A 13,303-nucleotide genomic window follows, 5' to 3' on the forward strand; every position below is an offset into this window, starting at 1 on the left:
TACTCTGGTTTCACTATTGGTTTGCACTCTGTATTTTGGGATTTTCAGATATCATTGCTGCATCGCACTTCGGCTAATAACATACTTAATATCAGACATTTGTATTAAGCCTTTATGCTGAATGCTGCCATTTGTATTTTTGCTGGAATTTTATATATTTGTTAAGACTTTTTAAGATTTTTTTAACATTTATTGATAATCCGGTAAACACTGCTGATGAAGAATTTTTATTTTCTGATTTTTTTTGTATTATTTCAAAACCTTTTCTCACAAAATACTGACCCCAATTACCTCAGGCAGGGCATTTTTGAAGATTCCAACGGTAAAATCATCACCAGCAGCACTGCACAGGAAAAATTCCTGAAAGAAAGAAATCTTAAAGTTCAGCAGGAACAACAGCACATGCACAAGGCAACCCAGCCGGCTGTTGAAATGTGTGCTAACGGTGGTTTTGAGCAGACAGAAACAGTCAGCGGCAAGCAATATATCAGGAATTTCCTCTATAATATCGGGGATCCGCCAGGACCTACCCAATGTAAATCCATTTCCAATACCGCAGACACTTATATTCCCCAGTATACTCCAGGGAACACCGCTTTGATGGCCACTTCGGTACCTGCCAACTATATCGACCCGTTCATGGGAGATATCAAAGCATTTGACCAGTACGCACTTAAGATCAACCACACCGGCTCAAGTACCTATGGCTCTATTGTGCAGGGAAAAAGGTTTAAAACCAATAACGAAACGCAGCTAAAGTTTAATTACAAGGCGGTCCTGCAGTCGGTGTACGACACGAGCCATACGGACAATCAGCCCTTTTTTAAAGCAAGAATCCTTAACAAAAACGGCGTTGTGGTAAGTGAATTCTGCTTGGTTGGCGATGAGAAGAACTGCATTTTTACGAAAGTTCCCGCTGGCGGCTACGGTTATGTAACGCTGTATACCGACAAATGGCAGTCGGGAATTCTGGATATTTCGTCGATTCCCAATAACGAGAATTTCACTGTAGAGTTTATGGCTTCACGATGCGGTCTTGGCGGTCATTTCGGTTATGCCTATGTTGATGATCTCTGTATTCTGCAGTCTACAGAAAACTTTGTAGGTTCGGTAACGCTTGATCCTTTATACAGCATCTGCCCTACCCTTCCGCTAAACGTATGTGGGAACTACACGCTGCCCAATTCCGGCGGTGTGGCGGCTACTCTTAAAACGCTAACGCTTAAACTTCGCGATGCCGGAGGCAATGTGGTATATACCACTACCACTCCTGCCACTCTGGATACTGCTAATAAAAAATTCTGTTTCGCCCTTCTTCCCCAGAATTTTCCCAACACGATCAACAGCAACTATAATGTCAGCGTCACCGCCGATTTTGATGTAGCTGCCACTTCAGGCGGAGGTGCCTGCGGGAGCAGCGGGGGAAATACAGCTATTTTCGGTTCTGCTACGGATTCCGATGCCAATCCCGGGTGGGACATCAGTTTTCTCAACTGTTCTCTATCTTGCGACATCAGTGTAAGTACCGCAAAACTTTCGAAGTGCGATACCGATTATGACGGAAGTGAATCATTTGACCTCAGACTTTTTGACGCACTGGTTGTGCCTTCCACCACTGGGCTTACCTTCTCCTATTTCGCAGATTATAGCAATGCGTATAATAACACCGGTGCCATTACAGGTTCATCAGCATATCTTTCCGCTTCTACTGTCCTTTATGTAAGAGTTTCTAGAGATGCCGGATGTTATAAAATCATTCCTGTTGACCTGGAGGTAAAAAATCCTACCGCCAACATCACGGGAATCCTTAATGTATGTTCTGGCAGCACGGAACTCAAAGCTTCCCCGGGAGCAACTTATCTCTGGAGCACGGGCGAATCTTCGCAGAACATTACCGTCACCGCTACAGGCGTATATTCGGTTACCGTGACCGACAGTTTTGGCTGTGCGAGTACCGCCAGTGTGAGCATTGAACCAAGCCAGACTGCGGTAACTCCTACCCTTGAAATCACTCAGCCTTCATGCTTTGTCTCTACCGGAACAGTAAAAGTAGTTTCACCTGCGTCCCAGTACAGTTTCGACAATGGCTTAACATGGGGTTCTAATCCAGTGAAAACCGGGCTTTATCCTGGTAATTATAAGGTGATGATCAAGACATTGAACGGATGTACGTCGTACCCTCAGGATGTTACCATCACCCCCGTACTTACCGCATACCCCAGCTGCTCCGCGGTACAGCCAAAATTTTGTGGTGATACCGGAAGCATTACAGTGAACAACTCTGCCGCTTACTACAGTTTCGATAACGGAACAACTTGGGTGACAGGTTCTACAGCGGACCATCTTCAGCCCGGAAACTATTCGATCCGTACAAAAGATATTTCCGGCTGTATCTCCAATGCGCAGATCGTTAATATTTCGAGCACTACCCTGGGTTCTCCGGACTATACCCTTGTCAACCCGGCATGTTCTGCTCCCGGCACCATTACTATTAATACCCCTTCCGATTTTTATACCTTCAACGGCGGACAGACTTGGGTTACCAGCAATACCCTGTCTAATGCAATTTCTGGTAATTTTTCCGTTGGGATTAAAAACAGTCTGGGATGCACATCAGTCTTTGTGACTATTTACCTTCAGCCTTTCCAGAATACCTCACCGCAGTATAGTGTTATTCAGCCTGCCTGTGGACAGGACGGCACGGTATATATCAGTACAGAGGCGGATTTCTACAGCTTTGACAATGGAGCTACCTGGACAACAAGCAATATGAAAGATCTGCCGCCTGGCACTTACAGAATCAAGATAAAAAATGCAGCAGGATGCCAGTCGCAAACCAGCAGTGTTTATCTGTACGAACCTCAGCTTCCCTATCCTTTTTACACCGTTTCACAGCCTACGTGCGGGAACAACGGAAGTATTACGATTAATTCGGTATCTGATTTTTACAGTTTTGACGGAGGCACCACCTGGGTGACCACAAATACCAAAAGTCTGCCTGCCGGAAGCTATCAGATATTGGTTAAAAACAGCCTTGGATGCAAGTCATCTGCCGCTTATGTGAGTTTAACGGAAGTAAAACTGCCGAAAGCAGATGTGATGACGGTGCAGCCTACATGCACCGCCAAAGGAAGTATTACGGTGAATACACCGGCAGATTTATACAGTATCAACGGAGGCACCACCTGGTCAGCAAGCAATGTTTTCTCCAATTTATCAGGGACAAGTTATAATGTAGTGATCAAAAATGCTCAGGGTTGCGTTTCAGAAACCAATTATGTCTATTTCAACCAGATTTATCTGGCTGAGCCAACCTATCTCGTGGTGAACCCCAGCTGCGGAAATGTGGGAAGCATCACCTTCACCTCACCCGCTGATTTTTACAGTATTAATGGAGGAAGCTCGTGGAGCACCAGCCCGGTGTTTACCAATCTTAATGCCTCGACGGGTTATTATTTGATGGTTAAAAACAGTGCCAACTGCATGTCCGCCGGTATTTCTGTTTACATGAATACGACCAATCTTGCCAGCCCGTCCGTAACAGTGGTACAGCCAACCTGCGGTACTAAAGGCAGCATTACCGTGACCTCCCCCGGCAGCTCCTACAGTTTCGACGGAGGAAACACCTGGTCCACTTCACCGGTTAAGAATAATATCACCTCCGGCTATTTTTATGTTCAGGTAAAAGATGCATCCTGCGTTTCTACCAGTACACCGGTGACGATCAATGAATTTTTTCTGCCCGGTCCTTCCTATACGGTAACCCACCCGAGCTGCGGCACAGGCGGATCCATCACCTTCACCACTTCTGCGGCGCAGTACAGCATTAACGGAGGTCAGACCTGGAGCAACACCGCAACCTTCAGTAACCTCGCGGATGGCTATTATAGTCTTATGGTACAGAATGCGCTGGGCTGTAGATCGTCCTCTTACGGTGCAAGCGTGACCCTTCAAAAATATTACCTTCCCAAACCGGACGTGCAGATTATTCAGCCCACCTGTACAGTTAAAGGCAGTATTAAAATAATGACGCCAGCCGCGATGTACAGTTTTGACGGCGGACAGACCTGGGGAACGGTCAACGAAAAAACAGATTTAACTTCGGGTTATTATAACGTGGTAATTAAAAATGCTCAGGGATGCACCTCCAACCCATATGACATGAGCATAAGCATCACCGCATTTTTTCTTCCTGCGCCGTTTGTTAAAACCGTACAGCCTACCTGCAGTGATTCCGGCAGTATTACTGTTGTTTCCCAGGCAGCCCAGTATTCATTTGATAACGGTTCGACGTGGGTAACAAACCCTGTGCTTTTGAATCCTTCGCCGGGATATTATAATATTAAAATTAAAAATGCCGCCGGCTGCACCTCCATTTCCACTTCAACCTCAGTCAGCAAATTTTACCTCAGCCAGCCGAGTTACACAACCGTTCAGCCAACGTGTGCCGTGCCCAAAGGCACCATCTTCATCAATACCGTGGCTGATCTTTACAGTTTCGACAACGGCACTACCTGGACGACAAACCCGGTGAAAAACAACCTCAATTCAGGTACTTACTACCTTCTGATTAAAAATGCTTCCGGCTGCGTTTCGCAGAGTGCCTACGTTTATATCGGTTCATCTCCAAATATTCCGGCAACTCCTGCTGTTTCGCTTGTTCAGCCGACGGCTTGTGACGCCACCGACGGAACCATTACCATCACCACTCCCGGTGTAAGCTATACCTTTAACGATGGAGCCAGCTGGACCAATGACCCTGTAAAGAAAAATGTTGGATCCGGAACCTATATCATTAGAGTTAAAACCAGTTCCTCAGGCTGCGAATCGGCTTCGGTACCCGTGACTTTACATTCCGGAATTACCATCGCTGCACCTGCAGTTTCAGTAGTACAGCCAACCTGCAGCGTAGCTACCGGCTCCGTTACCGTAACCACCAGCGCTGCGACCTACAGTTTCGATGACGGTCTCACCTTTGTGTATTCCAATACCAAAAGCGGTCTGAATCCTGGCGTATACAAGATCAAAATTAAAAATGCTACAGGCTGTATCTCTGCCGTAACATCCGCTACCGTAACGGCTCAGGCACCGCTGCCGGCACCTGCATTCCAGGTACAGCAACCGGACTGCAGTAGTGCTTTGGGAACACTTCTGATTACCACTGCCGCTGCGGAATACAGTTTCGACAACGGACTTACTTATGGACCTTCCGCTACCAAATCCGGTGTTGGACCCGGAACCTACAGTTTAATGATTAAAGATGCCGCAGGATGTATTTCCCTGGCAGGTATTGCCACCGTCAACCCGCAACCGCTCACTCCTTCTGCACCTCAGATCTCAGTAAGTGCGCCTTCCGGATGTACTGCCTCCAGCGGGACGGTAGCCGTAATTTCTGCGGCGGCGTTCTACAGTTACGATGACGGTGCTACCTGGGTAACAAACGCGTCTGCAAATCTTTCGCCCGGTGTATATCAGATCAGGATCAAGCTTTCTGCAACAGGATGTTCTTCCCCGGCAACTGCCGCGACGGTAGTACCTCCTCCGAATGCTCCCGCGCTTCCTCTCTTCGCAGTGGCACAGCCTCTTTCATGCACAAATCCTTACGGAACCATTACCATCACTTCCACGGAATATCAGTACAGCTTTGATAATGGCGCGACTTATTCCTCCAACGCGGTTTCATCACTGCTTTCACCGGGAATCTATACGCTGAAAGTCCGTAACAATGCGGGATGCGAATCCGGGGCAGTGGCCGTCACAATTAATATACCTGCCGACACCCCCCTCCAGCCAACCGCAACTGTAGAGCAGATCGACTGCGCCCACCCTTCCGCTAAAATTACGGTCAATGAAAGCGCTTCCCAGTACAGTATTGATGACGGTATGACCTGGCAAAACTCTAATATTTTCACTGGACTGTTTCCTAAAACCTATCTGCTGAGAACTAAAAATGCACTGGGCTGCCAATCAACTGCGAGACAAGTAACAGTGCATCCTTTTATCAATCCTACGCCTAAACCTCTGGTAAGTGTTACACAGAATTTCTGTGTTCAGCAGCAGGCCACGGTAGCGGAACTCAGTGCTGGCGGAACTCAAATCAGGTGGTACCTCAACGCAACCGGCGGCAGCACTCTTTCTCCTACCACTGCACTGGTAAACGGAGCCACTTATTATGTAACACAGACCCTCGCCTCCTGCGAAAGTGAAAGGGCTCCCGTACAGATTAACATCTTCAGCACGGCAACTCCTACCGGACCGGCTGCACAGGTCTTCTGCGTAAGCCAGTACGCGAAAGTATCAGATCTTACCGTGAACGGAAGCCAGATTAAATGGTACAGCAACACAACAGATACCTCACCGCTTGCTGCAGGCATCTTGCTGCAGGACGGCATTACGTATTATGCATCCCAAACAGAAAACGGATGTGAAAGCGTAGGCCGTCTTGCGGTGACGGTATCATTGGTGATCACCAATATTCCTGCTGCCGACTACTTGGCGCCCGCGCTGTGTTCGGAGGAGGACGGTACGAAAAAAACGGATCTCGCCCAATACCAGCCGCAGCTGGTTGCCAATTCGGCAGGCTATACCTACCGTTATTACACGCAGAACAATACCCTGATCAGTGATCCCGCGCATTACACCCTGATTACAGGCCAGAATATCTTTTTTGTTGAGATTAACGCTGCAAGCGGATGTTCTGCCAAAGTGAAACTGACGGTAGTTTTAAATGCGTCACCGGTAGTCAGCGTTCCTCCTTCAGCTGAATACTGTCCGGGCAGTTCTGTACAACTGGACGCCGGCAGCCAGCCAGCGGGAACCAGCTATTCCTGGAGTTATAACGGCGTGTTCCAAAGCAGCCAGCGGACCATCAATGCGGGCCAAAACGGAACCTACGCTGTTACCGTAACCAACAGCTCTGGATGCAGTACCTCAAAAGCCGCCACTGTGAAGAAAGTAGATTTTCCTGTCATCACTGAAATTAAAATCGAAAACAATACCGTCCAGATTATGGCTTCAGGCAGCGGGCTGCTTGAGTATTCCGTTGACGGTCTCCTGTGGCAGACGTCGGGTATATTTTATAATGTCCCTGTCGGTCAGCATAAAGCATATGTAAGGAGCGGCCTTCAACCCTGCGCTGTGGCAGAACAGACTTTTACAATATTTCTGATCAGCAACGTATTCAGTCCGAACGGTGACGGTGTTAACGATACGTGGCGAATCGAAGGCATTGAAGATTATCCGGGCAGCCGAATCAGGGTGATCGACCGTTTTGGAACCGTAGTTTTAGACCAGAAAGTCACCGGCACTTTTTCCTGGAACGGGCAGCACCTGAGCCGTCATCTTCCTACGGGCAATTACTGGTACTATATCACCGTATCCGACGGCCGAATACTGTCCGGGTATGTGACGATTAAAAACCGAAACTAATGACGCTTATCTTTTGAATGGTAAAGAAAGTCCGTAATCTCCATCGCACATTGCGAGAATTGCCGGATTTATTTCAGAAGTAATTTACTTGGATTTAAACGCAAAAATCAACATTCTTATATTGGAAAATTAAAAACCTCCGCTGATAAAGGCGGAGGTTCACTTTTTATTTTTAAGTTTGGCAATGACTTTCAGCAAAGCGTCCCTGTTTTTGGCTTCGTGGTAGAAGCGCGGAAGTTTTTCGAGTAAGGTAAAGTGGGTCCGGTCTTTGTGTTCACGCAGCGTGGCTGAAATATAAGATTCGAGATAATCAAGATGTTCGCGACTATATGCAATGAAAACCTCATTCTTGAAAGGTGCAGTGTACCACAGCTTTGCCTCAAAATATTCATGTGCTGCCATTTTCAAATGAGCACGGATTCCCACCACTTCAATTGCTGTACCGGTAATTTTCGAATAGCCGCAGTGAAGACAGTACAGGCGCACTTCCTTCTTTTCGTGATCTGCTTTTGCTGTTGCCTTCTGCCCGCAACCCGGACATACCACATCCACCTGATTCTGGAAATAGCTCAGGCGGTGCTTCTGGTCCTGGAAACGGTGAGTCATGGAAAATTGTTTGTCTGTAAATATATTAAAGTTTTTGAAACCGAATTCTCTGTTAGCTATGATATGATCAGCCTTATTCATCATCATCTTCTCTTGGAAATGACTGATTCATTCTGCGTTCTGCAAATTCCTTTATTTATCAATAAGAAAATGACCGCCAAAGCGGTCACGGTATATTAATTCTAATGTCAATTTACTTCAGATAATCTTCTACCAAAGCTACCCAGTATGCTGCGCCAATGGGAAGAATTTCCTGGTTGAAAACATATTTAGGATGATGAACCATAAAAGTGTCTCCATTCCCTAACATGCAGTAATTGCCCGGCTTCTGCTCCAGCATAAATGCGAAATCTTCACTGCTCATCAGCGGATCCGTATCGTCGATGACATTTTCAGCGCCAAAGGTTTTTTTAGCGACTTCACTGGCCCATCGGGTGTTTTCAGGCGTGTTTACCAATACCGTTCCGGCTACTCCTTCCTTGATTTCGTAAGTGCATCCAAAACTTTCTGCCTGGGCTTTGGTGATGCTTTTTATTTTTTCCAGCACCATTTTCCGAACGTCATTATCCATGTTGCGGACACTGAGTTTCAGGGTAGCGGTTTGCGGCACTACGTTGCCGGCGTTTCCTGCCTGGAAGGATCCGACATTTACTACTGTGTTTTTCCAGGGTGACACATTGCGGGAAACAATGGTCTGCAGCGCCATCACCAGACTTGAGCCGCAAACGATAGGATCAACGCTCAGTTCGGGCATCGAGCCATGACCGCCTTTTCCGGTAATAACAATCTCCCAGTTATCAACGGCAGACATGGTAGGACCTTCCCTGAAATGAAATTTTCCCTTTTCAAGCCCGGGAATATTGTGCATCGCATATACAGCGTCAACAGGAAATTTTTCAAAAAGACCGTCCTGGATCATAGCAGGACCGCCCTGCATGGTTTCTTCCCCCGGCTGATGGATGAAACGTACTGTGCCGTTGAAATTTTTAGTTTCGGAAAGGTATTTTGCAGCGGCCAGTGCCATTGAGGTATGACCGTCATGCCCACAAAGGTGGGACTTTCCTTCAAACCTGCTTTTATAAGGAAGATCATTATCTTCCTGAATAGGCAGCGCGTCAAAATCGGCACGGATGCCGATCACTTTTTGGCCGTCGCCTACTTTCAAAGAGGCTACGATGCCGTACTTTCCGACGCCTTCGGCGATTTCAAATCCTTCAAAAGTCTTTAAAATTCCGGCGATGTATTTCGAAGTGTTTTCTTCCTGCATTGACAGTTCAGGCTGCTGATGCATGGTTTCCATCCAGGATCTGATTTCATCCTGTTTTCCTTTTAAGGTTTCCAGTGCGTTCATTTGATTTTGTATTTCAGGTTAAATAGTTTTTAAATCAGGATCGTGAGTACAGACGATTTACCTGTTGGAATGGGGTAAGAATTGCGATTTGTGTTTTATGAGCTCAGGGTATAAAGTATTGACAATGCAACAAACAGTATGCCGTCAGCAGATTTTTAATTCCACTTATTTTCCATTACAAACAACTGAGGTTCAGCAAGTATACAAAATGGAGAATGAACATTGGGACGCTCTTAAATCTTTTGACTTAAATGCGTCTTACATTAAAGCTTTAAAGTTTTATCGAATCTGATTTATTAATGATTTACAATATAAATTAAGTCATTTAATTTTGGGGGAGCTTGTGATTATACCTAAATGAGCAAGATGAACTTTATATATTTGAAACTAAATTCCAGCCTTTTTCTTAAAGCCTTTTCTGATATTGGCAAGAGTTTTGTCTGTTTTCTCCAAACAATAAAAATATGAATACGTCCTTAAAAATCGCCATAGGATTGGCAGCAACAGCCGCAGGTACACTCGCAGTGGCTGTTTTAAGAAATCGTAAAGGAGCAGAACAGCAACAGTTTACCGCTCCGGACGGAACCACCTACCGTAAGGGAGAACGCTACCAGAGCGCGAATCAGAAGACCTATCTTAACGGAAAAGAAATCCGACAGGAAAAACCCGCAGACCATTTTCTGAATGACCGCAATACCTCTCCTTCATCCTATCCCAATGATGCAGCCTCCAACCATTATGACGGAGCAGCGAAGAATGTACAGTATCATCAAAGAGGGGTAAGGCACCGGTGATATAGGCTTAAACAAAATTAACCTAACCGCAATTTTCGGATTTTTCAGTTCCGGAATTTGCGGTTATTTATTTTTCAAATTTTTAACAGCATCGTCTTCCACGGAATTATCTTTCCGACACTAAACTTTGGTACCGCCAACCCGACGCTCGAAAATTTAAGCATACAGAAATTTTCCGCTTTAATTTTTCAGATAATAGGTATACACATTATAGGGATATATTTTCTGGGCTAGGAAGCGGGAAATCAAACTGCATATAAGAATAGGGAAAAATAACACGAAACCGTTCGGTACGAGATTACACACCAAAAACAATGCTGTAAAAGGTGCATAGATGGAAGCCGAAAGTGTAGCTGCCGCCCCTATCAATGCAAAGTTTACCATATTGAATGCCATTCCCAGATAGGTGTTGCAGCAATAAGCCACACAGAAGCCAAGGAAAGCCCCGGCAACAATGCTTGGCGCGAAGACGCCGCCGTCACCTCCTGCACCGAGGGTTAATGCAGAGGCCAGAGGTTTAAGGAAAATAAGTGCTGCCAGAAAAATCACCGGATAGGTTTGAGAACCGCTCAACAGTTCCCGCAAAGGATGATAGCTGTCACCGTAGAGAAAAGGAAAGCTGAAGATCAGGAGTCCTACCAGTAAAGCCCCAAGATTTACTTTGATAAACTCGCTGCTGATGCCTGCAAAAAAATCCTTAATCCGGATGACAAGCACGGTAAAACATACCGAGAGCAAAGCACCCAAAATACTGAGCAGCCCAAAGTAAGGCACCGCTTCCCACTTCCAGCCGGTAAGGAGATAAGGAAGAAGATGTTCTGTCTTAAAGAAACTCATGAAGAGCCAGGAAACGAGTGCCGAGACCGTGCAGCTGATAAAAAGTGTTTTAGAGAATTTTCTGGCAATCACTTCCATCGCAAAGAGCCAGCCTGCGAGCGGACTTCCAAAGAGCACCGCGACGCCGGCCACTACACCGGCGCAGACCATTTCCAGTTTATAGACGTTTGCAGAAAAATTCTTTTCATAAGCCGCGTTCCCGACCGTCGCTGAAGCCACCACCGTGGAAACTTCAATACCCGTAGATCCGCCGAAAATAACCGTTAAGAAGCCATTAAAATAATGAGACGGAATTTTAAAAAGAGGCAGATGGTCTTTTCTCTGGTCCACTGTTTTATAGATCTCAGTAATGCCTTTATTTTTTCTGTTTCGGAACAGGTACTTTCTTAAAAAATAGATCGCCGTAATTCCTACGGTCGGAAGAAAAATAAAAATCAGAGGATTGCTTTTTTCCGCTGTGCTGAAAATAATTTCCTGAAAATATTCAGTCAGCGTCTTTAGAGAAAAGGCCAGAAAACAGCAACAGATCCCAATTAAAACTGATATCAAAGCAAGTCTCAACTCATGGTGTCTCTGTATTTTTTTTCTCTCCATTGGTATTCTTTTATGCAATATTAAGGAATTCAAAAAAAACATTTCCTTAAAGTCACGGTAAAAAAAGCTGATCAACAAAACAAAAAGCAGCAGGTTTTTAAGTTTTCGGGACAGTTTTTGCTAACTTCACGTGTCAAAAAACAATAAACAATGAATGCAACGATGATTCAGTTTTTTCACTGGTATTCTGAAGGAAACGGTAAGCTATATGATCAGGCGAGAGATTCCGCAAACTATTTAAAGGAACTGGGCATCACTGCGGTATGGTTTCCGCCGGCTTATAAAGGTGCAGGTGGCGGCTATTCCGTAGGATATGATCCTTACGATCTCTTTGATCTCGGGGAATTTGACCAGAAAGGAACCGTCCCAACCAAATACGGAACAAAAGCACAATATCTGGACGCATGCACTGCCCTTCAGAAAAACGGCATTTCCGTCATCGCCGATATCGTCCTGAATCACAAAGCGGGAGGCGACGAAAAAGAGAAGTTTCATGCCGTAAAAGTAGATCCTGAAAACCGGCAGCAGAATCTTTCAGAACCTTTCGAAATTGAGAGTTATACAAAGTTCACTTTTCCGGGAAGAGGTAAGAAATATTCAGATTTTGAGTGGAATTTTCAATGTTTCTCCGGCGTCGATTTTGCGGAAGGTCAGGAAGGCATTTTCCAGGTCATCCACGACCACGGCGACGGATGGGAAGAAATGATTGATGGCGAAAAAGGAAATTACGACTATCTGATGTACAATGATATTGAACAGCGCAACCCTTTCGTACGCGAGGAACTGAACAGGTGGGGAAAATGGTACCATGATCAGATAAATTTTGACGGAGTGCGCCTGGATGCAGTAAAACACCAGTCTCCCCAGTTTTATCAGGAATGGCTTCAGCTGCTGCGCTCGAATACGGGAAAAAATATTTTCGCTGTCGGAGAATACTGGGCGCCCGGCCAACTGGATCTGCTGCAGAAATATATTGAAGCAACCGAAGGAAGCATGAGCCTGTTTGATTCTTCACTTCAACAGAATTTCCATACCGCCTCACTCGCGGGGGAAAATTATGATCTGCGCACGGTCTTTGACGGTACGTTAACACTTGCCGATCCCAAGCACTCAGTGACGGTGGTTGATAATCATGACACCCAGCCGCTGCAGGAGCTGGAAGCTCCCGTAGAGCAGTGGTTCAAACCCCTTGCCTACGCCCTGATGCTGTTGAGAGAAAACGGATATCCCTGCGTCTTTTATCCCGATCTGTTCGGCGCGACCTATACCGACAAGGACAAGGAAGGAAATGATCAGGAAATATTTTTAAATAAAGTCGAAAAGATTGAGGAACTGCTGAAAGCAAGACAGCATTTCGCTTACGGCCTGCAGCGCGATTATTTCGAAGATGCCAACTGCCTGGGATGGGTCCGTGAAGGAGACGGTGAACACAAAGGCTGTGCAGTGGTTTTAAGCAATAAAGATTCCTACGAAAAACCCATGGAAATTGGCGTACAGTACGCCGGACAAAACTTCTACGATTATCTGGGATGGTTCGATACTCAGGTAACGGTTGATGAAAACGGCTGGGGAAACTTTCCGGTTCCTGCCGGAAATGTGAGTGTTTGGGTACCCGTCTAATTTGAACAGAATTTATAAAACCTCCGCCAGAAAGAGCTTCCGGATGACCGAAAAAAATATAGTAAAATATCTT

The 13,303-nt window shown here is 45.8% G+C and carries 6 protein-coding genes; 3 read left to right on the top strand and 3 right to left on the bottom strand.

Annotated elements, in window-relative coordinates; genetic code table 11:
• Window positions 1–216: 216 nt before the first annotated feature.
• Window positions 217–7,428 (top strand): T9SS type B sorting domain-containing protein, encoded by a 7,212-nt coding sequence (locus tag KSK37_RS08510; RefSeq protein ID WP_217200853.1) that lies wholly within the window; start codon window positions 217–219, stop codon window positions 7,426–7,428.
• Window positions 7,429–7,587: 159 nt separating this feature from the next.
• Here the strand turns inward: KSK37_RS08510 and KSK37_RS08515 are convergent, their stop codons facing one another.
• Window positions 7,588–8,118, bottom strand: a complete 531-nt coding sequence (locus tag KSK37_RS08515; RefSeq protein WP_246566374.1) for a hypothetical protein — start codon at window positions 8,116–8,118, stop codon at window positions 7,588–7,590.
• Window positions 8,119–8,227: 109 nt separating this feature from the next.
• The gene (locus tag KSK37_RS08520) at window positions 8,228–9,385 is read right to left on the bottom strand and encodes a M20 aminoacylase family protein (protein WP_217200855.1); all 1,158 of its coding nucleotides are present in this window, start codon (window positions 9,383–9,385) and stop codon (window positions 8,228–8,230) included.
• A gap of 464 nt (window positions 9,386–9,849) precedes the next feature.
• Between KSK37_RS08520 and KSK37_RS08525 the strand changes: the two genes are divergently transcribed.
• The gene (locus KSK37_RS08525; RefSeq protein WP_217200857.1) at window positions 9,850–10,179 is read left to right on the top strand and encodes a hypothetical protein; all 330 of its coding nucleotides are present in this window, start codon (window positions 9,850–9,852) and stop codon (window positions 10,177–10,179) included.
• Window positions 10,180–10,359: 180 nt separating this feature from the next.
• Here the strand turns inward: KSK37_RS08525 and KSK37_RS08530 are convergent, their stop codons facing one another.
• The gene (locus tag KSK37_RS08530; RefSeq protein WP_217200859.1) at window positions 10,360–11,610 is read right to left on the bottom strand and encodes a chloride channel protein; all 1,251 of its coding nucleotides are present in this window, start codon (window positions 11,608–11,610) and stop codon (window positions 10,360–10,362) included.
• A gap of 150 nt (window positions 11,611–11,760) precedes the next feature.
• On the opposite strand from KSK37_RS08530, the gene KSK37_RS08535 reads away from it, so the two are divergent.
• Window positions 11,761–13,230 (top strand): alpha-amylase, encoded by a 1,470-nt coding sequence (locus tag KSK37_RS08535; RefSeq protein ID WP_217200861.1) that lies wholly within the window; start codon window positions 11,761–11,763, stop codon window positions 13,228–13,230.
• Window positions 13,231–13,303 lie beyond the last annotated feature (73 nt).

The sequence above is a fragment of the Kaistella soli genome, assembly GCF_019038595.1.
In the GTDB taxonomy this organism is placed as follows: Bacteria; Bacteroidota; Bacteroidia; order Flavobacteriales; family Weeksellaceae; genus Kaistella; species Kaistella soli.